The organism is Kitasatospora sp. NPDC088351 (assembly GCF_040685575.1).
Taxonomy (GTDB): Bacteria; Actinomycetota; Actinomycetes; order Streptomycetales; family Streptomycetaceae; genus Kitasatospora.
The window spans coordinates 77,858-103,319 of the sequence record NZ_JBFBIL010000025.1 but is presented as its reverse complement, the minus strand read 5'-3'; the positions used below and the strand labels follow the sequence as shown (position 1 = coordinate 103,319).

Below are 25,462 nucleotides of genomic sequence, written 5' to 3'. Positions count from 1 at the left end.
GGCCGCCCCCCCCCGGCCCGTCGGGGGGGGGGGGGGGCCCCGGGTACCCGGGCCCCCCCCCCTCCGCCGTACAGGCCGGGGCGGCTCTACTCCGCGTACGCCGCCAGATGCTGGGTGAAACCGCCCTGGTTCGGTGGCAGCGGGCGCGGCTCGGCGGGCTGTGCCGGTACGGCCTCCTCCTGCGGCAGCAGGGTCAGTTCGGGGTGGTCGGAGCCGGCCGAGGGCGTCAGCCGGACCCGGGTGCCCACCGGAACGGTGCTGCGCAGCCCGCCGACGATGTACCAGACGTCGAAGCCCTCGTTCATCCTGATCAGCGACTTCTGCCGGGCCAGCGGCGTCCGCGCCTGCTCGACCGCGCAGCTGCGCACCACCCCGGTGCCCTCGCTCCGCTCCAGCCTCAGGTCGGTGGAGCCGCAGGTCGGGCAGAGCAGCCGCTGGAAGGTGGGGTTGCGGCACCACGTGCAGCGCTGGAAGTACAGCGGGGTGCTCCCGGTGTCGGTGTCGATGGCTGAGTGGACCACGCTGTCTCTCCCTGCGCTCGGACTGGGCTTTCCGCTGCGGCGCGGTGCGGCCGGGGGCGGCCCGGCTCCGGAGTCCGCACGACGGCGGCGCTGTACACCCGCTGTACGGCCCGCGTACCGCAGAAAAAGAATAGGGAACTCAGTGCCGCCCTGTGAAGGCACTGAGTTCCCTTTTTGCTGCACACATGCATAATGAAGGGTACTGAGTGCCGTCGTGAAACAGGAGTGCCGATCATGACCCAGGACTTCGACCTCTTCCGGATCTCCGAGGAGCACGGGATGCTCCGTGAGGCGGTGCGTTCGCTGGCCGAGGCGAAGATCGCGCCGTTCGCGGCGGAGGTGGACGAGCAGGGGCGGTTCCCGCAGGAGGCACTGGAGGCGCTGCGGGCGAACGATCTGCACGCGGTGCACGTGCCGGAGGAGTACGGGGGCGCGGGGGCGGACGCGCTGGCGACGGTGATCGTGATCGAGGAGGTGGCGCGGGTGTGCGCCTCGTCGTCGCTGATCCCGGCGGTGAACAAGCTGGGTTCGATGCCGGTGCAGCTGTCGGGCTCGGAGGAGCTGAAGACGAAGTACCTGGGGGCGCTGGCGCGGGGGGAGGGGATGTTCTCGTACTGCCTGTCGGAGCCGGAGGCGGGCTCGGACGCGGCGGGGATGCGCACGCGGGCGGTGCGGGACGGGGACTCCTGGGTGCTGAACGGGGTGAAGCGGTGGATCACCAACGCGGGCGTGTCGGAGTTCTACACGGTGATGGCGGTGACCGACCCGGAGCTGCGGTCGAAGGGGATCTCGGCGTTCGTGGTGGAGAAGGGCGACGAGGGGGTGTCGTTCGGTGCGCCGGAGCGGAAGCTGGGGATCAAGGGGTCCCCGACGCGTGAGGTGTACTTCGACAATGTGCGGATCCCGGCGGATCGGATGATCGGTGCGGAGGGGACGGGGTTCGCGACGGCGATGCGGACGCTGGACCACACCCGGGTGACGATCGCGGCGCAGGCGCTGGGGATCGCGCAGGGGGCGCTGGACTACGCGAAGGGGTACGTGGCGGAGCGCCGGCAGTTCGGGAAGCCGATCGGTGACTTCCAGGGCGTGCAGTTCATGCTGGCGGACATGGCGATGAAGCTGGAGGCGGCGCGGCAGCTGACCTACGCGGCGGCGGCGCGGTCGCAGCGCGGGGACGGCGATCTGACGTTCTTCGGGGCGGCGGCGAAGTGCTTCGCGTCGGACGCGGCGATGGAGATCACCACGGACGCGGTGCAGCTGCTGGGCGGGTACGGGTACACGCGGGACTACCCGGTGGAGCGGATGATGCGGGACGCGAAGATCACGCAGATCTACGAGGGCACCAACCAGATCCAGCGGATCGTCATGGCCCGCAACCTCCCGTAGCCCTGGGGCGGTGCCGCCCGGCCACCGGGTGCCGCGGTCCGACCGGGCGGAAAAGCCGATGCTATGTTCCCGGGAATGAGCGAGAAGGAAGAACAGGACCAGCCCATGAACGACGGGCCGTCGAAGCCGGCGATGCGCGAGGCGCTCGTTGCCGCAGCCTTCGAGCTCTTCCTGGAACGCGGCTTCGAGCAGACCACCATCGACGACATCGTCTCGCTCGCCGGGGTCGGCCGGCGCTCCTTCTTCCGCTACTTCCCGGCCAAGGAGGACGTGGTCTTCCCCGACCACGAGCGCAGCCTCGCCGAGATGACGGAGTTCCTGGAGTCCGGCAGCGGCGAGGAGGACCCGGTCAAGCACGCCTGCGACGCCGCCCGCCTCGTCCTGCGGATGTACGCCGAGCAGCCGTCCTTCTCGGTCCAGCGCTACCGGCTCACCCGCAAGGTGCCCGGCCTGCGCGCGTACGAGCTGTCGGTGGTCTGGCGGTACGAGCACACGCTCGCGCACTACCTGCGCGGCCGCTTCGCCGAGCGCCCGGACGGCGCGCTGCGGGCCGACGTGATCGCGGCCGCCGTGGTCTCGGCGCACAACCACGCGCTGCGGACCTGGCTGCGCTCGGGCGGCGAGAGCGACTGGATCGCCGAGGTGGACGCGGCGATGGCCTTCGTCACCGGCACCTGGAGCGACCGGTCCACCGAGGGCGCGCCCGACGGCGACGCGGAGCAGGACGACGTGGTGGTGCTGGTCGCCAGCCGGCGCGCGCCGCTCTGGCGGATGGTGCAGGGCATCGAGGGCGCGCTGGGGGAGTCCCACCGGATCCAGCCGTAGCAGGTACGCGGCGCGGCGCCCGGCCCCTCGGGGTGGGCCGGGCGCCTTCGTCCGCCCGCCCTCCCGCCCGACGGCCTGGCCCTGTTCGCCGACCGCTCCGGAAATCCCTTGCGGCGTACGCCGGATGAACATCTGTCGATTCGCCCGTACCGGCGGCGGCCGGTACGGGATAACGGAGGGGCTCGCCCACCTGACCGGCCGAAGGACCTCATCGATGCCCATCAAGAACTACGGCGTGCTCGCCGCCACCGCCGTCGACCGGCGCCGCGAGGGCGCCACCGACACCCCGCACTACCAGATCCACCTCCGCGACGCGCACGGCACGCACTACCGGGCGGCGGTCAACGTCCAGTCGCAGCAGTCCCCTTCGGACCTGCTTTACATCGCCGTGGACGACTTCCGGCACCCGGTCACCGCGCTGCTCCCGGCGGCCGGCAGCGGCTGGACCGGCCTCCCCCCGAAACCGGGCACCGCCGCCCTGGACTTCGTCCGCGGCGGGCTCTTCGACCCGGCCGGCCTGCGCGTCCTGCCGCCCGACCGGCCGGGCGCCGACAACGACCTCGCCGACCTGCTCGACCACCATGTGCAGCGCGCGATCCACGATCCGGCCGCCGCCGTCTACCTGTTCGGCCAGCGCTTCGGGCCCGAACCCGGGGTCCCCGACAAGGTGTTCGGCTTCCTGCCCGGCAACGGCGTCCACGACATCCACCTGAACCAGGGCAACAGCGGCCGCTTCCGCTCCGACGACGGTGTCTACCAGGACGGCGGCCTGCTGATCCACCTGCCCGCCGAGAACCGCTGGGTCGCGGTCTTCCTCGCCTTCCAGTCCCAGGCCTGGCGCACCGACGACACCACCGGCCACGCCCTCCCGGCGACCGTGCCCCACCCGACCGGCCCGAAACACCCCACCCGCACCCACTGAACCGGGACCGCCCCGCCCCGATCACTCATCCGGGTGAGCCCCGCATTCACCCGGAACGGGCGGGGCAGTCTCGTCCCGTGACCACAACCGGTAACCGCCCGAACCGTCGGGGCAACCCCACCCCCCGCCGCCGGCGCCCCCGCCCGGCCCCCCTTCACCGCACCCCGACCCGGGCCCCCGCCCGGTCCGCACCGGCCCCCCGGCCCGTCACACCCCCGCCGCCGACCCGCGCGACCGCGGTTTTCGGGTCGTCCCCCGCCCGCAATGCCGTGGCGATCGCCCGCAATGCAAAAATGCGGGCCAGGACGGCTCCTTACCCGCATTTCATGACGGCCGAATGGATCAGGCCTTCTTGACCACACTCGACTTGAGCTGCATGGGCCCGAATCCTTCGATCCTGCAGTCGATGTCGTGGCCGTCGACACCGTCGACCAGACGGATATTCCGTACCTTGGTGCCGGCTTTGATCCCCGAAGGGCTGCCCTTGACCTTGAGGGCCTTGACGACGGTCACGGTGTCGCCGTCGTTCAGCACATTGCCGACGGCGTCCTTGATCACCCGATCCCCGGAGCCGGTGGCGTCACCCGCGTCGCCACCTCCGGCGGGCACCCACTCATTGCCGCACTCCGGGCAGACCAGCAGAGCGTTCATCTCGTAGGTGTACTCACTGGAGCACTTCGGGCACGGGGGCGGGTTCTCGCTCATTCGTCCAGAATATCCGAACCCCGGCAAGGGCCCCGCCGCGTGGGCAGGTGGCAATCGCAGATGACGGCGGGTACGGGGGAAACGCTTCGTGGTCGTCGAAGCCGCCCTCGGCCTCGAATTCCGCCATGCCCCGGCCGCCCGCGCTCAGCCCGCCCGGTGGCGATGGCAGGACTGGTCGTGCGGAGGGGCGATCAGCGAGGCGCCGATCGCCTTGTTCACCGCGTCGATCCGGGAGACCGCACCCAGTTTGACGAAGATGTTGCGCAGATGGCGCTTGACGGTGGCTTCGGTGATCACCAGCCGGGTGGAGATCTGGCCGTTGCTCAGCGCCCGCGCGACCAGCTCCAGGATCTCCAGCTCCCGGGCGGACAGCACACTCTCCGTGACGCCCTGCATCTGGGCCAGGCTCTCCCGGGAGACGGCCAGGACCATCCGGTCCGAGCCGCGGTGGACGCTGCGGACCGCCGCGAGCAGCTCCTGGCCGTCCACGCTCTTCAGCAGGTAGCCCCGGATACCGGCGTTGATGAGCCGCCGGAGCAACTGCGGGCCGTCGTACATGGACAGCATGATGATCTGCGAGGACGGCGAGAGCGCCCGCATCCTGGTCACCGTGTCGGTCGGTTCGCCGTCGGGGAGTTCGACGTCCAGCAGGACGACGTCCGGTCGGTGCCGGGCGACCTGGGCGATCGCGTCGCCGCTGTTGGCGGCCTCGCTCACCACCACCATGTCGTCCTGCGACTCCAGGATCTCGCGCACCCCCTCGCGGACCAGCGCGTGGTCGTCGACCAGGGCGACGCGGGTGACGGCGGCCGCGGAGTCAGCAGCTCTGGCGTCGCGCGGGTTCATCGAGGAGCCGTCCTTTGAGAGGTACCGAGAGATCCACCCTGGTGCCGTTGCTCGGACGGCCGTTGACCAGCAGCCGGCCGCCGAGCAGTTCGGCCCGCTCGCGCATCGAGGACAGGCCGACGCCGGCGTCGGCCGGTCGCTCCTGCGGCAGGCCGCAGCCGTCGTCCTCCACCGAGGCCCGGAGCTCGTTGGGGGTGATCTCGACGTTCACCAGCAGCACTGTGGCCCTGGCGTGGCGCAGGGCGTTGCGGACGCCCTCGCGGAGGATCAGGAACACCTCGTCGAGCACCTCCGGCGGGGCCCAGGCCTCGTCCCCGTTCACCCTGAGCCGGGCCGTCACCTCGTCGGAGTCCACCGACTCCAGGTCGCTGAGCAGGGCCTTTTCCAGGCTCTTCAGCGGCTGGTGGGTGTGCAGGTCGGAGGTGACCGCGCGCAGGTGGTGCATCGACTCCTGGATGGCCTGCTGGGCGGTGGCCAGCTTGACGCTCGCCCGGTCCGGCTGCTTGTCCAGGTAGAGCGTGTAGAGCTCCAGCTGGCGGTGGGTCACGCTCATCCCGTGCCCGATCCGGTCGTGGAGCTCACGGGCGATCCGGCGCCGCTCGTCGAGCTGCGCCTCGTGGATCTTGTCGACGAGTAAGCCGGTGTACGCGACCACCGACTCGCGGATCCGCAGGGTGATGCTGCGTTCCAGCGCCAGGGTGATCAGGGTGAAGGTGTCCAGCGGCCGCGGCCCCTGCGGCAGATGGCTGAATATCGTGGAGAGCGCCGCGTGGAAGAAGACCGAGGAAGCCTGGACGGACTCCCGGGGGTGCACCCCGTCCGCCGCCCGCGTCGCGCCGATGTCCCAGGCCAGCAGCTTGTACGTCTGGTCGACCTCGACCTGCCCCGCGCGCAGGCTGTTGACCACGTCGGCGATGATCTGCCGGGCGTTGACCAGGGCCTGGTTCAGTGAGACCGGGTTCTGCGCGATGGCATTGCCGACCGCCCGGAGCTCGGTCTCGTAGGCCTCGACTATCTCGGGCGTGCGCTGTTCGATCAGGTCCGCCACCTGTTGGCGAGTCGTCAAGGCTGCCTTCTCCAAACCGGTCACGTGCCGGCCCCCGTGTCGCCTTGGCCAAGCGGGGTCAAGATACCAGAACCCCATGGAAATTCGGGGGCATGAACATGGATTCAGCCAGTGGCCCTTGCCGGTCGAGCGTGTTCGAATCTTCAACTAACTCAAGGGTTTGGCCAGAATGGTGAGACCGAGGACCAAATGGGTAGCGTGCTGGGTCCACATGAAGGCCACGTACGGCCGGCGGCGCTGCGGACGCCCGCCGTGGTCGCGCAGCCCCCCACTGGTCGCCAGCACTCCGACGGCTCCGGCCAGCACCGTCACCGCGCACCAGAGCAGCCCGGTGGAGTACAGCCCCGCGAACGCCCCGAAGGCCAGTGCCACGCCCACCGCGAGCAGCCGCAGCAGCCGGGTCGCGCCGGCCACCCCGAAGGCGATCGGCCAGGTCAGCCGCCCGGCGCTGCGATCGCCCTCGATGTCGGAGAACTCCTTGGCCACCCCGCCGACTCCGCCCATCCACAGCGTCATCATCCCGGCGAACACCAGCAGCGAGTCGTCCAGCCCGTGCCCGCCGGCCAGGAAGCCGGCCAGATAGGTGGCCAGTCCGGCGGCCAGGCCGGTCGCGGTACAGGTGTAGTACGTCTTCTTCAGCGGGAACGGCGGGCCCGAGTAGGCGTAGCCGAGCAGCAGGTACAGTGCGGCGAGCACGCCCGGGCCCGGCCCGAGGGTGAAGGAGCAGCCCAGCCCGGCCGTTGCGAGCAGGACGGCCGCGGCCGTCGCGGTGCGGGCCGGCAGGCGGCCGTCGGCGATCGGCCGGGTGGAGCCGTTGCGGATGTCCTCGGGGCGGTCGGCCACGCCGTTGAAGAGGTAGACCGCGGTGGTGGCCAGGCACCAGCCCGACGCGCCGACCGCCACCCGGCCCAGGTGCGGGAAACCACTCGGATCGCCGAGCACGGCGCCGGCCAGGTAGCGCAGCAGGAAGGCCAGTTGCACCGCCGGGCGGGCCTCACGGAGGCAGTTCCAGACGGTCTCTCGGATATGTGTCGCCACCGGTTTCCCCTCAAAGGCCCTGTCGTGCCCCGTCGTCGTCGGCGACGGGAAGTCGTCTTCCCGTTCCGAGTATGGGCAGCCGCACCGCAGGTGGTCCGGGCGTCGAGGAGGAGTGGCCCGAGGGTGGCCCGGCCAGTACTCCCTTCGATACCCCTCTGCTCATCCCTCCGGTGCGGATGGACCGACAGCGCTCTCCACACCGTTGTCCGGGGCTCCGGCGGCTCTCTAGCGTGAGCATGGCAGGGTCGGCCGCAACCGGCCCGGTACTTCCCGCATGCCCGCAACGGAAACAGTTGTGAAGGGAATCAGACTGTGAAGGCTGACCGGCTGCCCCGGCGCTACCAGGCGTTCGTTCCGATGACCCTGCCCGACCGCACCTGGCCGGACCGAACCCTCACCGCGTCGCCGCGCTGGCTCTCCACGGACCTGCGGGACGGGAACCAGGCCCTGGTCCGCCCGATGACACCGGCTCTCAAGCTCGCCATGTTCGAACTCCTGGTGGACCTGGGGTACAAGGAGATCGAGGTCGGCTTCCCGGTCGCGAGCCAGGACGAGTACGACTTCGTCAGACTGCTGATCGATCAGGACCGGATACCCGAGGACGTCCGCATCTCGGTGCTGGTGCCGGCCCGCGACGAACTGATCGAACGTACCGTCAAGAGCCTGCGCGGCGCCCGCGGCGCCACCGTCCACGTGTACAACGCCACCGCGCCGGTCTTCCGCGACCTGGTCTTCGGGATCGGCCGGCAGGAGTGCGTCGACCTCGCCGTCCGCGGCACCCGGTCGATGATGCGGTACACCGAGCGGCTGCCGGCCGGCTGCGAGGTCGGTTACCAGTACTCCCCGGAGCTGTTCAACGAGACCGAGCCGGAGTTCGTGGTCGAGGTCTGCGAGGCGGTGATGGACCTCTGGGAGCCCGGCCCGGGCCGCGAGATTGTGCTGAACTTCCCGGCCACGGTGGAGCGTTCGATGCCGCACGTGTTCGCCGACCAGATCGAGTGGCTGGACCGCAACCTCTCCCGCCCCGAGTACCGCTGCCTCTCGATCCACCCGCACAACGACCGGGGCACCGGGGTGGCCGCCACCGAACTGGCCCTGCTGGGCGGGGCGAAGCGGGTCGAGGGCTGCCTGTTCGGCGGTGGGGAGCGGGCCGGCAACGTCTGCCTGGTCACCCTCGGCCTGAACCTGCTGACCCGGGGCATCGACCCGGGCATCGACTTCTCCGACATCGACCGGATACGCCGGACCGTCGAGCACTGCTCCGGGCTGCCGGTCTCCCCCCGCCACCCCTACGGCGGCGAACTGGTGCACGCCGCCTTCTCCGGCTCGCACCAGGACGCCATCGGGAAGGGGTTCGCCGCGCTGGAGGCCGAGGCCGCCGCCGCCGAACCCGACCCGGCCCGGACCGCGGGCCCCGGCCCGGCCGCCGCCGAGCACCGCTGACCGGCCACCCCGCCCCACAGACGTACGAGAGGAAGCCTGAGCAATGATGCTGGTCGAACGCGATGAGCAAGTGGCCTTCCTGGCCGGCCTGCTGGTCGAGGCGGTCGGGGGCCGGGGCCGGATCGCCGTGGTGAGCGGCCCGGCGGCCACCGGCACGAGCGCACTGCTGGACGAGTTCGTCGAGCAGGCGGCCGAGGCGGGCGCGCTGCCGCTGACCGCGGTCGGGTCGGCCGCCGAGGCCGGCCTCCCGCTCGGCGTACTGGGCCAGCTGCTGCGCGGTGCGCCGGTGCCGGCCGAGCAGCGGGCCACCGTCCGTGAGCTGCTCGCCGCCGATGTGGACGGACGGCATTCGGCCGCCCGGGACCTGAGCGCACTGCTGCTCGACCTGGCCGAGCGCCGGCCGCTCGCCCTGGTGGTGGACGACGTCCAGCACGCCGACCCGGACTCGCTGGCCTGCCTCTCCTACCTGACCCGCCGGCTGGGCCGCTCCCGGATCATGATCGTCCTCGGCCGTTCCGGCCAGGCCGCCCACCGCACCGCCGAGTTCCACCTGGAGCTGCTGCGCCGCCCCGGCTGCCACAGCCTGGTCCTGCCGCTGCTCACCCCCGGCGGCGTGGACCGGCTGGTCGCCGAGCGGCTCGGCCGGGAGGCCGCCGACCGGCTCGCCGCCGAGTGCCACCGGATCAGCGGTGGCAACCCGCTGCTGCTCACCGCCCTGCTCGACGGCCAGCTCGCCGCGGTGCGGGCCGGCGCCGCCGACGGCGCGCTGACCGTCGCCGACGGCTACGGGCAGGCGGTCCGCAGCCTGCTGCACCGGAGCGCCCCCGGGCTGCTCCCGCTCGCGCAGGGCCTCGCCGTGCTCGGCGCCCCGGGCGGGGTCGGCCGGCTGCTCGGCCTGGACGGCGCGGAGGTGGCGGGCGGTCTGCGCGAGCTGGAGGCGTGCGGCCTGCTGCACTCCGGCGACTTCCGGCACCCGGTCGCGCGGACCGCCGTCCTGCTCGACGCGGACCCCGGGCGCCGGTCCGAACTGCACCGCGGGGCCGCCGAACTGCTGTACGCGAACGGGGGCGCCGCGGCCGCGACGGCCGAGCATCTGCTGGCCTCGGGGCGGGTCGAGGAGCCCTGGACCGTCCCGGTGCTGGAGGAGGCCGCCATGCTGGCGCTGGCCGAGGGCCGGGTCGGCCAGGCCGTCGAGTACCTGCGGCTGGCCTGCCGGGTCTGCCAGGACGAGCCCCGGCTGGCCCGGATCAGGACCGCCCTGGTCCGCGCCGAGTGGCGGATCAACCCGAGCGCCCCGACCCCGCACCTCGCCGAGCTCACCAACGCCCTGCACCGCGGCCACCTGCGCCCCAGTGACGGCCTGGTGCTCGCCAAGGCCCTGCTGTGGCACGGCCGTTTCGAGGACGCCAGGGACGTGCTGTCCAGACTCGGCCTGGAGAACGGGCGGCACGACCCGGAGACCGCGGCCGAGCTGCGGACCACCCGGTCGTGGCTGCGCTGCTGGTACGCGCCGTTCCTGGCCTATGTGCCGTCCGCCGAGGAGGCTCCCGGCCCGCGCCCGAGGCCGTTCACCGCGGTCAGCCGGCGGCTGGAGGCGGCCACCGCGCTGGACTCGGTGCTCAGCAGCGGCCCGTCCGAGCAGGTGGTCGCCGAGGCCGAGCGGATCCTGCGCACCTCCCGGCTGGACGAGATGGGCATGGACACCGTCGAGTCGGCGCTGCTCGCGCTGACCTACGGCGACCGCGCCGACCGGGCCGCGCCCTGGTGCGACGGCCTGATCGCGGAGGCGATCTCCCGCCAGTCCCCGGGCCGCCAGGCGCGGCTGGCGACCATCCGGGCCGAGATCAGCGTCCGGCAGGGCGACCTGCCCGGCGCCGAGCGGCACGCCCGGCAGGCGCTGGAGATCATCCCGGCCGGCAGCTGGGGTGTGGCGGTCGGCGGTTCGCTGGCCAGCCTGCTGACCGCGCTGACCGCGATGGGCCGCTACGACGAGGCCGCCGACCAGCTCAACCTGCCCGTCCCGGAGGCGATGCTGCAGAGCCGCTACGGTCTCCACTACCTCCAGGCCCGCGGCCGGTACGAGCTGTCCACCGGGGACCTGAACGCCGCGCTCGGGGACTTCCTCGCCTGCGGCGACCTGATGGGCCAGTGGGGACTGGACGTGCCCGGCCTGGTCGCCTGGCGCGGTGAGGCCGCCGAGGCGATGCTGCAGCTGGGCGACCGCGAGGAGGCCCGCCGCCTGCTGGAGGAGCAGCTCACGATGTTCGGCCAGTCCGAGCCGCGGGCCCGTGGTGTGACGATGCGTCAGTTTGCCGCCACCTGTGAACTGCGCCAGCGCCCGGCCCTGTTGCGCAAGGCCGCGGACATCCTGCAAGAAGCCGGCGACCGGTACGAGCTCGCCCGGGCGCTCGCCGACCTGGCCAGGGCCTACCACGACCTGGGTGAGCTGCGCCGGGCCAGGCTCACCGCCCGCCGCGCCTGGATGCTGGCCGAGGAGTGCCAGGCCCGGCCGCTCACCCGGCTGCTGGGCGTGGAGTTCGGCTGGAGCGGTGGCGACCGGCCGGTCCGGGAGAGCGCCCCGGCCGTGGCCGACGCGGTGCTCAGCGACGCCGAGCGCCGGGTCGCCGAGCTGGCCGCCCACGGCCACACCAACCGGGAGATCGCCAAGCGGCTGTACGTCACGGTGAGCACCGTGGAACAGCATCTGACCCGCGCCTACCGGAAGTTGCGGGTCAGCTCGCGGGGCGACCTGCCCACGGCGATGGGCTCGCTGACCCGGGCCGGCTGACCTCCCGGCAGGGTCGGACAGCGGGACCCAAGGGCCGGACCGGGGTGTTCCGGCGGAGCTCGGCTCCGCTGGAATGCGTCCGATTCCATCGGTCGGGCCCGAATCGTCGGCGTCAGAGGCTACCCTCACCCGCATGGAGCAGCAGTCCCACCAGCCACGGAGTCACTCAGACGGTGCGGTGCCGCCGGAGGGCGGGGCCGACGAGGACCGGCTCTGGCAGCGTCTGACCGCGTACGCCTATCTGAGCGCGCCCGAGCGCCAGGAGTACGTGGCGGTCATGCGGGTGTTCTGCTCCACCCTGCTCGCCGATCTGGCGGTCCCGGACGTCCTGACCAAGCTCGCGGCGGACGGCGCCCCGACCGGGCCGCTCGACTCCGAGACGGTCACCGCCAGGCTGGAACAGCTGGTGAAGTGGGGCAACCTGCTGCGCAGCACGCACGCCGTCAAGGCGGCCAGCATCACCGAGTACCAGCGCTCGCGGGCGCGGTACCAGCTCTCGAAGCTCGGCGAGCGGGTACAGCGGGACGCCGACGAGGTGCTCGCGGGAGCGGATGCCGCCCGTGAGGTGAGCAGTGAGCTGCTCGCACTGGTGGACCGGGGGCTGCGCGAGCTCGTCTCCGCCGTGCGGCGGCCGGGCGGGGCCGATCCGCAGGAGGCGCTGGAGCAGGTCAGCACCCTGTTCGTGCAGTTCGCGGAGTTCGCCGAGTCCGTACGGGACTTCTACGCGTACCTCGGTCAGGTGCTGACCCGCTACGACCTGGACGGAGGCGAGTACCAGGGATTCAAGGGCCTGCTGCTCGACTACGTGGAGGCCATCACCGAGGACGTGTCCTTCCGGTCACCGAGGATCGCGGCGAGTCTCGCGGAGCTCTGGCCCGCTCTGCCGGGGCTGCTCCAGCGGATCGACGAGCACGCGGTCGGCCTGACCGGGCTCCCGTCGGGCCAGTCCGGAGCCCCGGGACCGTCCGGAGCCCCGGGGCCGGCGGCGACGAAGGTCCAGCGCAGTCGCGGGCGGGAGCTCGCGGACTGGGAAGGCCTGCGCGGCTGGTTCGTCGCCGCCGACGGCCAGGGCAGCCAGGTCGACCAGCTCCGGGACGCCACGCTCCGGGCCCTTCAGTCCCTCCTGGCCAATGCCAAGCGCATGCTGCGCTCGGCGTCGGGAGAGATGTCGAGGCGCCGGGACCTGCTCCGGCTCGCGGCCTGGTTCGACGCCGCCGACCCGGACGGCGCGCACGATCTCGCGGTCGCCGCGTTCGGCCTCTACGGGGCCCGCCACCTGGGGGTGGCACCGGACCCGGACGGGGCCGTGCCCGCCTACGTCAGCTGGTGGAGCGGGCCGGTCGCCGACGTGCCGGTGGCCCTGCGCGAGCGGGGGAGCCGTGCTCAGCGCGGCCGTACCGCCGCCGTCGAGGACCACTCCGCGCAGAAGCGGCGTCTGCTGGAGGAGGCCCAGGCCCGGGCGGCCGCCCGGCAGGCCGCGGCCGACGAACTGCGCAGCGCCTCCGGCCGGTTCGGGCAGGTCCGGCTGACGGCCGCCGCGATGGCGCTGCTGCTGGAGCTGCTGGCCTCCGCCCTCGGCAACGCCCAGCTGCGCCGATCCGTTCACGGAGCCGGTGGGGCGCCCGACTTCGCACTGGACGACATCTCCGCGGGCGACGCCGAACTGGACATCGGGCTGACCGCCCGGCGGGTCACCGGCGCCGCTTCGGTGCTGTACTCCGTGGACGGCGATCTGACGGTGGACGATCTGGAGATCGCGGTCACCGGGTACGGCGTCCCCGCCCTGCCGGGCCCCGCCTTCCCGGACGCAGCCCGGCCGACCGCCGCGGCGGAGGTGGGCGCCTGATGGTCCTGCCCTCCGCACACGATGTCGCCCTGGCCGCCGAGCGCCGGGCCGCCGCCCGGCTGCTCCTCGCCCACCCGCTGGTGACGGCCGACGGACCCCACTCCGACACCTTCCCCCTGATCCGGCGGCACGCGGACTGGCTCTCCCAGCGCTTCCAACAGGTGCTGGGATACCGGCTGCTGGTGGAGGCCTCGTTCGCCCGCCTGTTCAAAGCCGGGCTCGGCCCCGGAGCCGGCCACCGCCTGGTCCGTTCCACCGGTACGCCGTTCACCCCCCGCACCTACGCCTACCTCACCCTCGCCCTCGCGGTCCTGGTGACCGCACCCGAGCAGATCCTGCTGTCGCACCTGGTGGCGGACCTGCGCGCGGCAGCGGTGGACGCGGGCCTGGAACTCGCCGACACCGGCCGGCAGGCCGAGAAGCGGACTCTCGCCGCCGCGCTGCGACAGCTGGTCGACTGGGGCGTGCTGACCGAGACCGAGGGCAGCGTCGGGTCGGTGACGGAGGAGCTCGGGGGCGAGGCACTGCTGACGGTGGACCGCGAGATCGCGAGGTCGATCACCGCCGGCCCGCTGGCGCGCAGCCGCGACGGCGCCGACCTGATCCGGCGCGCCGCCGATCCCGGGTTCGGCGGACCACGCACCTATGTGCGGCGGCGCCTGGTCGAGACACCGGTCGTCTACCTCGACGATCTCACCGACGGTGAGCGCGAGTGGCTCCGCACCCGACAGCGCAGGGAGGCACAGGCCTTCTCCGAACTGCTGGGCCTGGAGGCCGAGATCCGGGCCGAAGGAGTCGCCCTGGTCGACGCGGACGACGAGTTGACGGACCTCCCCTTCCCCGGCACCGGGACGGTCGCCCAGGCCGCGCTCCTGCTCGTGGAACGGCTCGTCCGCCACCTCCGGCCCGAGCACGCCGGCCACCCGGCCGTCGGCGGCCGGCTGGCCATCGGCGTGCCCATCCCGCCGGGGCTCCCCGACGAGATCCTCCGCGATCTGATCGAGGAGTACGGGCGGCGCGGCAACTGGCAGCGCGGCTACCTGGACGACCCGGCCGCACTGCGCGCCGACGCGCTCGACCTGCTCACCCGGATGCGGCTGGTCGCTCCCGCGGGCCCGCTCCGCTCCGACGGCCACGGAGTCCCGGAGGACTACGGGACCGGCTCGTCGGACGGCAGACCCGTCACGGAGGTACTGGCCGCACGCGGCCACCCCGCCGGCGGCCAGGTGCTGCTCGCCGCGGCCGCACGCTACGCCACAACCGTCTCGGTCCGGCAGACCGAACGCCCGCCGGCCGGCACCGGCCCGAAGACAGCACCGATTCAGGAAGACCCGACCTCGTGAGCCGCCAGTCCGCGCCCGCCGCACCGCACGACCACGCCACCCACCGCTTCCGGCTGCACCGGGCCGGCATCCGCAACGTCTGGCAGTACGACGAACAGGAGTTCCGCTTCGGCGACGGACGGCTGCTGCTGCGCGGCAAGAACGGCGCAGGGAAGTCCAAAGCCCTGGAGATGCTGCTGCCCTATCTCCTCGACGGCGACGCCCGGGCCCTGGACGCCACCGGAACGGGCCGCACCACCCTCGCCTGGCTGATGCTCGACGGCTTCGAACAGACCAACCGCATGGGTTATCTGTGGGTCGAGTTCCGCCGCACCGACGACGAGGGCACCGAGCGGTTCCTCACCGTCGGTGCCGCCGTCCGCGCCTCGAAATCCACCGGCACCGCCAAGCCGCACTTCTTCACCACCACCCGACGCGTGGGCGAGGAACTGCTCCTCGCCGAGGCCGGGCAGCCGCTGCCGCTCGACCGGCTGCGCGCCGCCGTCGGCGCGGAGAACGTCCTGGAACGGCCCGCCGACCACCGGGCGAGAGTGGCCCGGGACCTCTTCGGCCTCACCGACAGCGCGCGCTACCGCAACCTCACCCAGCTGCTCCACCGGCTCCGCCGCCCCACGATCGGCGACCGCATCGAGTCCGGCGGCCTGGTCACCGTCCTCAGCGAGACCCTCCCCGCACTCGACGAGGACGTGGTCGAGAAGGTCGCCCGCAACCTCGACGACCTCGACAGCGTCCGCGACGACCTCGGACGGCTGGAGAAGACCGACGCCGCGCTGCGGCACTTCCTCGGCGGCTACCGGGGCTACCTGCACGGGGTGCTGCGCCGGCGTGCCGGCGCCGTCGACAGTGAGCTGGACACCCTCGCCGCCCGGCGTAGAGCGGCCGGCGAAGCGGCTCAACTCGTCGGCGGGCTGAGGGCCGAGGAGACCGCGGCCACGGAGATCCGGAACCAGCTGCGCACGGAGCAGGAGGAGGCCAGGGCCGACCTCGCCGCCCTGCGCCAGAGCACCGGCTACCGCAGCCTGCAGGAACTCGGCGAGCGCCGCCGGACGGTGGAGGCCGTGCGCGTCGCGGCCGGGACGGCGTTCGAGATGCTGCGGGTGGCCCACGAAGGGGAGCATGCCGCCGGCGCCGCCGTGTCCGCCGGAGCGGAACGGGTCGGCACCGGGCTGCGCCGACTGGGCGAGTCACACCGGGAGCTGCGCGACGCGGCGGAGAGGTCCGGCATCGGTCCGGCTCACCTGGGAGAGCCGGCCGCGGTCCCGCCGGTCGTCCTCACACCCGCCGGCGAGGAGGAGATCCTCGATCCCGACGGCGTCGCCCATCCGGTCGGCCGGGACCGGGTGGCGGCGTACGACACGGTGGCGCTGGCAGGGGAGCTGCGGCGGTGGGACGCGTCGCTGGCGGCCGCGGAACCGGTCGCCAAGGCCAGGATGAGAACGGTCGGCGAGCTCGCCGGTCTGCTGGCCGAGTCCCGTAACGCCGCCGTCGCGGCGCGCGACGCGGATGTGGAACGCGAACGCCTGGGCGAGCAGGCCGAGCAGGCCACCGAGCGGGCCGGGCAGCGCCGCCGGGCGGTGCTGGCAGCCGGCGACGGGTACGCGGCGCAGGTCTCCGCCTGGGCGGAGCGCCTGGAGCGCCTGGCCGGGGTGCCTCTGGACGATGTCCGCGCGGTGGTCGCGCGCGATGAGTCCAGCGACGGGTCCGGCGACGGGTCCTTCGCCGACCGCGCGCTCCCCGCCGAGGTCTGGGAGGACGTGGCACAGACCGCCGAGCGGAGCGTCAACCCCGTCCTGGACAGGCTCGCGGGGGAACGCGACCGGACGACCCCCCGGGTTCACAACCTGTCCCTCACGCTCGACGCCCTGGTCCGTGAGAAGCGCGAGTGGGAACAGCGGACGGACCCGGAACCGCCGCGCCCCGCGCACCGGGGCTCCGCCCGGTCCGGGCCGACCGGAGCACCGCTGTACCGGGCCGTCGACTTCGCGGACGGCCTGACCGCACCGGACCAGGCCGGACTGGAGGCGGCACTCGAAGCCGGCGGGCTTCTCGACGCCTGGATCACCGCCGAGGGCGCCCTGCTCGACCCGCTCACCCAGGACACCCTGCTCCGCCCCGGCGCCGAGGTCACCGAAGGGCCGACCCTCGCCGCGGCGCTGCGCCCGGTCGTCGCACCCGGCAGCGCCGTGACGGCCGGCCGGATCGAGGCCCTGCTGGCCTCCATCCACCTGGTACCGGCCGGCACGCCCTTCGACGCGACCGCTCACAGCGCGATCAGCCCCGACGGCCGGTGGCGGCTTGGCGTCGCACAGGGCGCGTACACGAAGGCGCGGGCCGAGTACGTCGGCGCGGAGCAGCGGGCCGCCACCCGCCGCCGGCACATCGCCGAACTCGCCGACCGCATCGCGGCCGCACAGGACGCGCTGGCCGAGGAGGAAGCCCGCCTCAACGAGCTGTCGGAACGGCTGGGCGCGCTGACGACCGCCCTCCGTGACCTGCCGCGAACCCGGCCGCTCACCGATGCCTGGGCCCACCTGGCCGCGGCCGAACTCGCCGAGGACGTTCTCGTCCAGGCCACGGCCAGGGCGGCGACGAAGGCGGCCGAGGCCCGGGCCGCGAGCGTGGCGGCCCGGCGGCAGGCCGAGGCGACCGCCACCGCACACGCCCTGCCGGTCGACCCGGCCCTGCTGGACACCGTGCGCGACGCCCTCCGCGACCTGACGGCCGGCACGGTGCGCCTGCGCCGCGACCTCCTCGCCGCGGCGCGGACCGTGACCGACCACCGGGCGGAACGCGACGGCTTCGAAGAAGCCCGTACCCGTCGCTCGGCCGCGGACTCCGCCTATGCGGGGCGCCGTGCCGACCTGACCGAGGCCCGGCGCGAGATCCGCACGCTCGAGGAGACCGTCGGCGCCTCCGAACAACAGCTCCTCGCCGCCGAGGACACGATCCGCCGCCGCCTCGTGGCCGCCGCCGACCAACTGCCCAGGGCCGAGGCCAAAGCGGCGGACCTCCACGACGAGCGGGTGCGGGCCGAACAGGACGAACAGGTCCGCCGCAGCGACCTCGCGACCCAGGAGACGGCCGTGATCCACCGCGGCCGGGAACTGCGCACCGCGCTCGCGGCCCCCGAAGTCCTGCGCGGCGCCGGCCTGGCCGACCGCACCGCCGAACTGACGACACCCGACCCGGCACACGACGACGCGCGCACCCGGCTCAAGGCGCTGCGCGGACTCCTCGACCACCTCCGCGGCTCACTCGATCCCGAACGACGCGACATCTCGGACACCACGCTGCTCAACCGCTTCAACGACCTGCGCGACCAACTCGCCGGCGGCTACGACGCCGCGCTGGAGGAACCCGACGGAGTCAAGGTCTGCCGCCTCGTCGACGACACGGGGCAGCACGACGTCGCGCTGGTCGGTGAACGCATCGCCGCGCAGGCGAGCGAGGCCCGGGCCCGGCTCACCGAGCGCGAACGCGACGTCTTCCAGCGCTTCCTCACCGGAGAGCTCGGCGACAACCTCTCCAGCCAGGTGCTGGCCGCCGGAGCCCTCGTCAACGCCCTGAACGACACCCTTCGTTCGGTCCGCACCTCGCACGGCCTCGGCGTCGAACTCGACTGGCGGCTGGCCGACACCGTGGACGCCGACGTCCGGGCGGCGGTGGAACTGCTGCGCGGCCCGTCCGGTCTGCGGACCCGTGAGCAGTCCGAGCAACTGCGCGAGGTGCTTCAGCGGCGCATCGAGGACGCCCGCCGGGCCGACCCCGCCGCCGGGTACGCCGCCCACCTGCGGACCGCGCTCGACTACCGCTCCTGGTTCACCTTCCAGCCGTGGGTCATCGACGACTCCGCGGCCGTCCGCAGACGCAAGTTCACCGGGCGCACCGGCCTGAGCCAGGGCGAGCAGCGCGTCCTGTCCTACCTGGTGCTGTTCGCCGCGGCGGCGGCCCACTTCACCACCCTCGCGGAGTCGGCCCCCCAGGCCCCGCGCCTCATACTGCTCGACGACGCCTTCGCCAAGGTCGACGAGCCGACCCACGCCCGGCTCGGCCGCATCCTCGTCGACCTCGACCTGGACTTCGTCCTCACCAGCGAGCGGCTGATGGGCAACTGGCCCGACGTGCCGTCCCTGCACATCTACGAATGCCTGCGGGACCCGCACCACCGGGGCGTCGCGACCCTCCACTACACCTGGAACGGCCGCAGCCGCCGACTGGTGGACGTGTGAACAGCCCCCGCGCGCTGCCCGCGGAGGTGAGGGACTGGCTGTCGAGGCCCGGCCTCGCGCGGCTGTGGGCCGCCGTCCGCGCCCGGCTGGAACGCAACGGCCTCCAGGCCACCGGAAGCATCCGCCTCACCGGGCTCGACCCGTCGGAACGCGAGGCGCTCTCCCTGCTGCTCGGCCGTCCGGTCACCCGCACCGAGGCCACCGTACGGCTCGCCGACCTGGACACCCGCCTGCGCGTCACGGCGGCCCAGTGCGGCCTGGTTCACGCGGCCGGCGAACTCGGCGGCCCCCTCACCGACCGTCGCGCCGCCCGCGCCACCGTCCACGCGCAGCGCGCCGACCTCTGGGAGTCGGCGGCGGGCACGCTGGCCTCCTCCCCCCTCGCCGGCCAGGAGTGGGCGGACCGCTGGCTGACCGACATCCGCCGCGGCGGCACCCCGGGCCGTCTCGGGCACGAGGACGCCAAGGACCTCCTCCGGCAGGCGATCCACGTCCTGGGTCTGCTCCTGACCGGCGGGGACGCCGCGGACCAGCCCCGCGGGCGAGGCGAACTCGCCTCCCTCGTCACCGGCACCGCACACGGTCTCGACGACGACACCCTGCTCTCCCGGTTCGTCCTGCGTGGCATCGCTCTCGCTCACGACGAACCGCCGCCCCCCGACGCCCCGAGCCGCCGCTCCCTCTGGCGCCTCGTGTCCGTCTCGCCCGACGAGGTGTCCAGCACCGTCCTCACCTACGGCCTGCGCCCCGTCTCCAACGGCTGGCGCGAACGGGCCCTGCGCGAGCGGGCGGACCACCACACCGAGACCCACCTCACCCTGCGGGAACTCCGCTCCCTCGACCCCGCACCCGCACCGGGCACGCGGATCCACATCTGCGAGAACCCGCGGGTCGTCGAAGCCGCCGCCGACGCCGCCCGCACGGCACCACTGGTCTGCACCTCCGGTAGCGCGGCCACCGTCGTCCTCGAACTCCTCGACGCGCTCGCCGCCGCCGGCTGCGAACTCGCCTACCACGGAGACTTCGACTGGCCGGGCATCGCCCTCGCCAACCGCCTCATCCAGCGCTACCGCGCCCATCCCTGGCGCATGACCGCCGCCGACTACACCCACCTCGCCGCCCACACCCGCGCCCAGGGCAGCCCGCCCCTCCCACTGTCCGGCCCACCCGTGCCCGCGACCTGGGACCACTCCCTCGCTCCCGCGATGACCACCCTCGGCACCGCCCTGCACGAGGAGTCCGCCCTGCACCTGCTCCTCGACGACCTGACCTGACAGCCCGTCCGGCAGGTATCGCGCGGAACGCCAGGGACTATCACGATCTAGGTGTACGCCACCCCTGATGCGTTTCCGCCAATGCCCGGCGCCACTTGTTGGGCGGTTGGTCGCGCGGGTGGTCACGCCGCAGCCAGGAAAAGCAAAAGACCCCTGATAAACAGGGGCCTTGCTGGTGTCCGAGGGGGGACTTGAACCCCCACGCCCGATAAAGGGCACTAGCACCTCAAGCTAGCGCGTCTGCCATTCCGCCACCCGGACAGGGTGTTTGTCTTTGCGGCCTTGTCGGTCGCGCTGACAGATGTAACTGTAGCAAAGATCGGCTGGCGGTCCCAAAACGGCCGGGGGTGGGGGTGCGGGGCCGGTGGCGGGGGCTGGTGGTGGCGTGTGGCGGGGGTGTGACCAGGGGGTTTCGGGAGGTGTCCGCGGGCTTCGCGGGGTGGATCCGGGTGGGGGGCTGGGGGAGGATGGGCGGACGTGCTCGTACGACCTGGGTGCAGGTCCTGGGGGTGGCGCGCTGTCGCGTCCGTGCGGGCAGAGACGAGGAGTGACCGTGAGCGAGCGGAGCGAGTCGACGGAGCGGGCGGCGGCGCCGAAGGTGACGGCCGAGTCGGAGGTCGCCGGGATCTGCCGCGATCTGATCCGGATCGACACCAGCAACTACGGTGACGGTTCCGGGCCGGGGGAGCGGAAGGCCGCCGAGTACGTGGCCGAGCAGCTTGCCGAGTTCGGGATCGAACCGCAGATCTTCGAGTCGGCCAAGGGCCGCGCCTCGACCGTCGTCCGGATCGAGGGGGAGGACCGCTCGCGCCCGGGTCTGCTGATCCACGGCCACACCGACGTGGTGCCGGCCAATGCCGCGGACTGGACGTACGACCCGTTCGCGGGCGAGATCGCGGACGGCTGTGTCTGGGGGCGCGGCGCGGTCGACATGAAGGACATGGACGCGATGACGCTGGCGGTGGTCCGCGACCGCCTGCGCACCGGCCGCAAGCCCCCGCGTGACCTGGTGCTGGCCTTCGTCGCGGACGAGGAGGCGGGCGGCACGTACGGCGCCCGGTACCTGGTGGACAAGCACCCGGACCTGTTCGAGGGTGTGACCGAGGGCATCGGCGAGGTCGGCGGCTTCTCCTTCACCGTCAACGACCAGGTCCGGCTGTACCTGGTGGAGACGGCCGAGAAGGGCATGCACTGGATGCGGCTCACGGTCGAGGGCCGGGCCGGGCACGGGTCGATGGAGAACGACGACAACGCCATCACCGAGCTGTGCGAGGCGGTGGCCCGCCTCGGGCGGCACACCTTCCCGCTGCGGATCACCAAGACCGTCCGGGCTTTCCTGGACGAGCTGTCGGACGCGCTCGGCGTCAAGCTCGACCCGGAGAACATGGACGAGACGCTGCGGGTGCTGGGCGGCATCGCCAAGATGATCGGCACCACGCTGCGCAACACCGCCCAGCCGACCATGCTCGGCGCCGGCTACAAGGTGAACGTGATCCCCGGGCAGGCGACGGCGCACGTGGACGGGCGCTTCCTGCCCGGCTACGAGGAGGAGTTCCTGGCCGAGCTGGACAGCGTGCTCGGCCCGCGGGTGAAGCGCGAGAGCCTGCACTCGGACAAGGCGATCGAGACCAGCTTCGACGGGGCGCTGGTCGAGGCGATGCAGACCGCGCTGCGGGCGGAGGACCCGATCGCGCGGGCCGTGCCGTACTGCCTCTCCGGCGGCACGGACGCCAAGTCGTTCCAGGACCTCGGCATCCGCTGCTTCGGCTTCGCGCCGCTCCAGCTGCCGCCGGAGCTGGACTTCGCGGGGATGTTCCACGGTGTCGACGAGCGGGTGCCGGTGGACGGTCTGAAGTTCGGCGTTCGGGTGCTGGACCGGTTCATCGACGCCTGCTGACCGAGGTCCGCCGGGCCGGCGCGAGCCGGGCGCAGTGACCGGACGGCCCGTCCCCGGAGTGCCGGGGGCGGGCCGACCGCATTGTCCGAGCTAATGATTTGGGACAGCGAGGAGAAGATCGACAGAAACGATTCTGCTTGACTATTCGGGTCGATCATATGTGCGGTGAATCACCGTTGCGGGTGAATGGGCGGAGCGCTCCGTACCCCGTTTGCCACACTCTCGTTCACTCCTATGCAGCCCGCCGAACGGGTCGCGTTATCCATACAGGAGGAATGATGAAGGTCAAGAAGATCGCCGCCGTTGCCGCCGCCACCGGCGGCCTGGTGCTGGCCGCCGCCGGTATCGCGTCCGCTCACGGTGGCGCCGCCGCCAACGGTGTGGCCGCCGGCTCCCCGGGCGTCGTCTCGGGCAACCAGATCCAGGTCCCGGTGCACATCCCCGTGAACCTCTGCGGCAACACCATCGACGTGATCGGTGTGCTGAACCCGGCGTTCGGCAACCACTGCGCCAACTTCTGAGTCGCGCAGGCTTCTGAGCGCCCGATTGACCGCATGATCGGCTGATCATCGGATCGACTCGCTCGGCCCCCGGGTGGCGGAAACGCCGCACCGGGGGCGCTTGCCTGCTCAGGGCCGGGCGGGGTTCCCTCGGGGGTGGTCGGGGTCATCCCTCGATCGGGTGAAAGAGGTTTGTTTCTCCCAACTTCTCCGCCGGACCTTCGTTATTCCGTGTGCACGCGGAGACCTTGCTATCCATTCGGAAATTCCGACTTTCAGCAGGTCGTCCTGTCGTCTCAATATGTCAGGGGAAAATATGAGGAATGTAGCCAAGAAGGGGCTCCTCACGGCTGTGGCCGCCGGTGGCGTTCTGGCCTCGGCCGCCGGCTACGCCTATGCGGGCGCCGACGCGCAGGGGGTCGCGGCCGGTTCGCCGGGCGTGGCCTCCGGGAACTCGGTGCAGGTGCCGATCGAGGTGCCGATCAACGCCTGCGGCAACACCGTCGACGTGATCGGCCTGCTGAACCCGGCGTACGGCAACCACTGCGCCAACGTCAGCGGGCACCCCGGTGGGGCCGGATCCGGCCACGCGGGTTCGGGCACCGCGGGTTCGGGCACCGCGGGCTCCGGTCACGCGGGTTCGGGCACCGCGGGCGCGGGTCAGGCCTCCTTCGGCCAGACCGCCTCCGGGGCCTCGGCCTCCGGAACGGCGGCGGGCTCGCCCGGTGTGCTCTCCGGGAACAGCGTCCAGGCGCCCGTGGACATCCCGGTCAACGCCTGCGGCAACACCGTCGACGTGGTCGGCGTCGGCAACCCCGCGTTCGGCAACGGCTGCGGCAATGTGAGTGCCCCGGTGGCCCCGCCGCACCACGAGTGCTCCGAGGAGTGCGTCTCGCCCTCGCCGACGCCCTGCCCCGGCCAGCCGTGCACGCCGACCTCTCCGCCCACCGGGGAGACCCCGCCGCCCACTCCGCGGTCGGTCACCCCCACCCCCACCCCGCCGGTGACCCCTGGCACGCGCACGACCCCGGCCAGTAGCCCGAGCGGCTCGGCGACTCCGGTCTCGGGCGTCACCAAGGGCTCCACGCCCGGTGGTGGCCAGCTGGCGGCGACCGGCGCGGGCAGCACCGAGCTGCTCGGCGCGGCCGGTCTGGCGCTGCTGCTCGGTGGTGGCGTCCTCTACCGCCGTTCCCGCGCCGGCGCGCGCTGAGCCGGGCGCCTCGATCGGAGGCGGCGGTCGATGTCGCGCGCCCCGCGGCCGTCGGACAGAACGGACGGCCGCAGGGCGCGTGAATGCTCAGGGAGCCCTCAGGACGGGCTCGGCACCTGGGAAGTCGGTGTCGGACGGGCCGGGGCCGGAAGGGTTGGGGCAGGGCGGCCGGGCAGTGACACCCAGACCGTGAACGCCCGGGGGGAGTGCCCGGGGTGGGAAAGGTTCGGGGCGGTGCGCCCGTCACCAGCTCCTGACCTGCCGGATGATCCGCCGCCGCAGCAGCACCGTCCGGCTGCCGTCGGGGAACAGGCGTAGTCTGTCCAGCTCCCAGTGCCCGTACTCGGCGTGCTCGGTGAGCAGTTGGCGTGCCGCGTTGCGGCTGGTGCCGCGCGGCATGCGCAGCGACTGGTACTCGTACTCCGGCTGCCGGACCGGCTTCGGTGGGGTCAAAACGCTCCTCCTGAGGGACACCTGCGGGCAAGCCTACGGCCTGCCTCCGACAACCGGCCGGGTATTTTCGGCCTCGCTCCCCACGCGCCCCTTGCGCGCTCCCTCCGGAGCCCGTCGGCCCGCAGCGGGCCCGCAGCCGTCCGTGGGCCGGCCCGCTGCCGGCCGCTTTCCGTCCGTCGGCCACCCGCCCGCCTGACCGTTCGTCAGCTTTGCTTCTCCTGCTGACGGGATACCCGGAACACGGCTCGCGAAGCGGCACCGGGCGGACCCCGCAGTGCCGTTTCGCGCCCCTCGCACAGGGCGTGCGCGGGCACAGAAGCACGCGGATCGGACATCAGGGGGGAAGTTGCGGTGAAATCGCGGGTGTAGGTGACAACCGCTGTGCGTGGTGACGCCGAGGGGAGATAGCGTCTGCACCATGTCTGATGCCGCGCAGCCCACCATTGCCGAGGTACGCGCCGCCGCCGAGGCGGTCAAGGCCGCCATCGACCGTCATCTGGAAGCGGTGTCAAGCCCCAGCGCAGCGGACGATCCCGCTGTGTTCGCCGCCTACGAGCAGCTCGCGACGGCGGCCATCGCCTACGACCAACTCCTCTACGAGGTCTACGACGAGGTGACCCCCTTCGAGGTCCCCGGTGACGAGGGCCCGGGCGGCTTCCATGGCCCCGAACAGCCCGAGGCGATCAGCGTGCTGATCCGCCGCGACTACCACATCGTCGACTCGAAGCGGCTGCGCGCCCAGGCCGAGCGGCTGGACGACTCGCTGACCCCGGGCGGGGGCGGGACGAGCGGGGTGAACGCCGCGATCGGTGTGCTGTTCGGCGAGTACGAGCCGGACGAGATCGCCGCCCGAAGCGAGGAGTTCGGCCTGGAGGAGGCCGATTCGACGCTCTGGGTCGCCGCCGCCGAGCCGACCGAGCCGGGGGAGTGGCTGCCGGAGCCGTTCGAGCACGCCGACCCGCAGCTGCTGATCTGCCGGTTCGACGTCAGCGAGGTCTACGACGACGAGGACCCCGACGACTGACCGGGGCGGGCGCGGGTGCGCCTGCGCCTGCCACACGGTCGGGGGCGGTACCGGGACGGAAGGTCCGGGTACCGCCCCCGACCGTTCGTCCGACAGCGCGCGGCCAGGATCCGACAAGGCGTTCGAAGCGGAAGGCACGCGACGCG

General features: G+C 72.7%; 18 protein-coding genes, 1 tRNA gene and 1 pseudogene. 13 read left to right on the top strand and 7 right to left on the bottom strand.

The features are described 5' to 3' along the window. Nucleotides 1-86 precede the first annotated feature (86 nt). On the bottom strand, nucleotides 87-521 hold the full coding sequence (locus tag AB0P06_RS19435; protein ID WP_363608847.1) for a hypothetical protein: 435 nt from the start codon (nucleotides 519-521) through the stop codon (nucleotides 87-89). Nucleotides 522-755: 234 nt separating this feature from the next. On the opposite strand from AB0P06_RS19435, the gene AB0P06_RS19430 reads away from it, so the two are divergent. The 3 genes from AB0P06_RS19430 to AB0P06_RS19420 all read left to right on the top strand — a co-directional run bounded on the left by AB0P06_RS19430 (nucleotide 756) and on the right by AB0P06_RS19420 (nucleotide 3,654). After that, a complete protein-coding gene (locus AB0P06_RS19430) occupies nucleotides 756-1,907 on the top strand; it encodes an acyl-CoA dehydrogenase family protein (RefSeq protein ID WP_363608845.1) in 1,152 nt (383 codons plus the stop codon). Nucleotides 1,908-2,039: 132 nt separating this feature from the next. Further along, a complete protein-coding gene (locus AB0P06_RS19425) occupies nucleotides 2,040-2,732 on the top strand; it encodes a TetR family transcriptional regulator (RefSeq protein ID WP_363608853.1) in 693 nt (230 codons plus the stop codon). A 214-nt stretch (nucleotides 2,733-2,946) separates the two neighbouring features. Further along, nucleotides 2,947-3,654 (top strand): YukJ family protein, encoded by a 708-nt coding sequence (locus AB0P06_RS19420; RefSeq protein ID WP_363608843.1) that lies wholly within the window; start codon nucleotides 2,947-2,949, stop codon nucleotides 3,652-3,654. A gap of 342 nt (nucleotides 3,655-3,996) precedes the next feature. On the opposite strand, the gene AB0P06_RS19415 is transcribed toward AB0P06_RS19420, so the two are convergent. The 4 genes from AB0P06_RS19415 to AB0P06_RS19400 form a co-directional block, all read right to left on the bottom strand. Next, entirely contained in the window at nucleotides 3,997-4,359 is a 363-nt protein-coding gene (locus AB0P06_RS19415; protein ID WP_363608841.1) for a zinc ribbon domain-containing protein YjdM, read from the bottom strand. Between the two features lie 144 nt (nucleotides 4,360-4,503). Further along, nucleotides 4,504-5,205: a response regulator transcription factor gene (locus tag AB0P06_RS19410; RefSeq protein WP_363608839.1), complete on the bottom strand. Its 702-nt coding sequence runs from the start codon at nucleotides 5,203-5,205 to the stop codon at nucleotides 4,504-4,506. Continuing rightward, nucleotides 5,177-6,271 (bottom strand): sensor histidine kinase, encoded by a 1,095-nt coding sequence (locus AB0P06_RS19405; protein WP_363608837.1) that lies wholly within the window; start codon nucleotides 6,269-6,271, stop codon nucleotides 5,177-5,179. The genes AB0P06_RS19410 and AB0P06_RS19405 overlap by 29 nt, the downstream gene beginning before the upstream one ends. Before the next feature lie 147 nt (nucleotides 6,272-6,418). Then, the gene (locus AB0P06_RS19400; protein WP_363608835.1) at nucleotides 6,419-7,309 is read right to left on the bottom strand and encodes a UbiA family prenyltransferase; all 891 of its coding nucleotides are present in this window, start codon (nucleotides 7,307-7,309) and stop codon (nucleotides 6,419-6,421) included. 312 nt (nucleotides 7,310-7,621) lie between these two features. Between AB0P06_RS19400 and AB0P06_RS19395 the strand changes: the two are divergent. From AB0P06_RS19395 to AB0P06_RS19370, 6 genes and pseudogenes are all read left to right on the top strand, one after another. Then, nucleotides 7,622-8,692: pseudogene (locus tag AB0P06_RS19395) on the top strand (2-isopropylmalate synthase); the annotation flags it as partial. 103 nt (nucleotides 8,693-8,795) lie between these two features. Further along, on the top strand, nucleotides 8,796-11,540 hold the full coding sequence (locus AB0P06_RS19390; protein WP_363608833.1) for a LuxR family transcriptional regulator: 2,745 nt from the start codon (nucleotides 8,796-8,798) through the stop codon (nucleotides 11,538-11,540). Between the two features lie 133 nt (nucleotides 11,541-11,673). Then, nucleotides 11,674-13,386, top strand: coding sequence for a TIGR02677 family protein (locus tag AB0P06_RS19385; protein ID WP_363608831.1), 1,713 nt, complete (start codon nucleotides 11,674-11,676; stop codon nucleotides 13,384-13,386). Then, nucleotides 13,386-14,729, top strand: a complete 1,344-nt coding sequence (locus tag AB0P06_RS19380; protein ID WP_363608829.1) for a TIGR02678 family protein — start codon at nucleotides 13,386-13,388, stop codon at nucleotides 14,727-14,729. Before AB0P06_RS19385 ends, AB0P06_RS19380 begins: the two co-directional genes overlap by 1 nt. Then, a complete protein-coding gene (locus AB0P06_RS19375) occupies nucleotides 14,726-18,958 on the top strand; it encodes a TIGR02680 family protein (protein ID WP_363608827.1) in 4,233 nt (1,410 codons plus the stop codon). The genes AB0P06_RS19380 and AB0P06_RS19375 overlap by 4 nt, the downstream gene beginning before the upstream one ends. After that, the gene (locus AB0P06_RS19370; RefSeq protein WP_363608825.1) at nucleotides 18,955-20,232 is read left to right on the top strand and encodes a TIGR02679 family protein; all 1,278 of its coding nucleotides are present in this window, start codon (nucleotides 18,955-18,957) and stop codon (nucleotides 20,230-20,232) included. Before AB0P06_RS19375 ends, AB0P06_RS19370 begins: the two co-directional genes overlap by 4 nt. A gap of 173 nt (nucleotides 20,233-20,405) precedes the next feature. Here the strand turns inward: AB0P06_RS19370 and AB0P06_RS19365 are convergent. Then, nucleotides 20,406-20,493: transfer RNA gene (locus AB0P06_RS19365), tRNA-Leu, on the bottom strand. Between the two features lie 292 nt (nucleotides 20,494-20,785). Here AB0P06_RS19365 and AB0P06_RS19360 point away from each other — a divergent pair. From AB0P06_RS19360 to AB0P06_RS19350, 3 genes are all read left to right on the top strand, one after another. Next, nucleotides 20,786-22,129 (top strand): M20/M25/M40 family metallo-hydrolase, encoded by a 1,344-nt coding sequence (locus AB0P06_RS19360; protein WP_363608823.1) that lies wholly within the window; start codon nucleotides 20,786-20,788, stop codon nucleotides 22,127-22,129. Nucleotides 22,130-22,404: 275 nt separating this feature from the next. Continuing rightward, the gene (locus tag AB0P06_RS19355) at nucleotides 22,405-22,650 is read left to right on the top strand and encodes a chaplin (RefSeq protein ID WP_363608821.1); all 246 of its coding nucleotides are present in this window, start codon (nucleotides 22,405-22,407) and stop codon (nucleotides 22,648-22,650) included. A gap of 295 nt (nucleotides 22,651-22,945) precedes the next feature. Beyond that, nucleotides 22,946-23,839 carry a chaplin gene (locus AB0P06_RS19350; protein WP_363608819.1) on the top strand — a complete coding sequence of 298 codons (894 nt, stop codon included), beginning with the start codon at nucleotides 22,946-22,948 and terminating at the stop codon, nucleotides 23,837-23,839. 243 nt (nucleotides 23,840-24,082) lie between these two features. Here AB0P06_RS19350 and AB0P06_RS19345 read toward each other — a convergent pair whose 3' ends face one another. After that, nucleotides 24,083-24,292 (bottom strand): DUF5703 family protein, encoded by a 210-nt coding sequence (locus AB0P06_RS19345; RefSeq protein WP_363608817.1) that lies wholly within the window; start codon nucleotides 24,290-24,292, stop codon nucleotides 24,083-24,085. 418 nt (nucleotides 24,293-24,710) lie between these two features. On the opposite strand from AB0P06_RS19345, the gene AB0P06_RS19340 reads away from it, so the two are divergent. Next, the gene (locus AB0P06_RS19340) at nucleotides 24,711-25,316 is read left to right on the top strand and encodes a hypothetical protein (protein ID WP_363608815.1); all 606 of its coding nucleotides are present in this window, start codon (nucleotides 24,711-24,713) and stop codon (nucleotides 25,314-25,316) included. Nucleotides 25,317-25,462 lie beyond the last annotated feature (146 nt).

Excerpts from the sequence above, each read along its gene's own strand:
- AB0P06_RS19390 (WP_363608833.1), top strand. The coding sequence starts at position 8,796 with ATGATGCTGGTCGAACGCGATGAGCAAGTGGCCTTCCTGGCCGGCCTG.
- AB0P06_RS19385 (WP_363608831.1), top strand. The coding sequence starts at position 11,674 with ATGGAGCAGCAGTCCCACCAGCCACGGAGTCACTCAGACGGTGCGGTG.
- AB0P06_RS19430 (WP_363608845.1), top strand. The coding sequence starts at position 756 with ATGACCCAGGACTTCGACCTCTTCCGGATCTCCGAGGAGCACGGGATG.
- AB0P06_RS19380 (WP_363608829.1), top strand. The coding sequence starts at position 13,386 with ATGGTCCTGCCCTCCGCACACGATGTCGCCCTGGCCGCCGAGCGCCGG.
- AB0P06_RS19415 (WP_363608841.1), bottom strand. The coding sequence starts at position 4,359 with ATGAGCGAGAACCCGCCCCCGTGCCCGAAGTGCTCCAGTGAGTACACC.
- AB0P06_RS19340 (WP_363608815.1), top strand. The coding sequence starts at position 24,711 with ATGTCTGATGCCGCGCAGCCCACCATTGCCGAGGTACGCGCCGCCGCC.
- AB0P06_RS19355 (WP_363608821.1), top strand. The coding sequence starts at position 22,405 with ATGATGAAGGTCAAGAAGATCGCCGCCGTTGCCGCCGCCACCGGCGGC.
- AB0P06_RS19420 (WP_363608843.1), top strand. The coding sequence starts at position 2,947 with ATGCCCATCAAGAACTACGGCGTGCTCGCCGCCACCGCCGTCGACCGG.
- AB0P06_RS19425 (WP_363608853.1), top strand. The coding sequence starts at position 2,040 with ATGCGCGAGGCGCTCGTTGCCGCAGCCTTCGAGCTCTTCCTGGAACGC.
- AB0P06_RS19350 (WP_363608819.1), top strand. The coding sequence starts at position 22,946 with ATGAGGAATGTAGCCAAGAAGGGGCTCCTCACGGCTGTGGCCGCCGGT.
- AB0P06_RS19410 (WP_363608839.1), bottom strand. The coding sequence starts at position 5,205 with ATGAACCCGCGCGACGCCAGAGCTGCTGACTCCGCGGCCGCCGTCACC.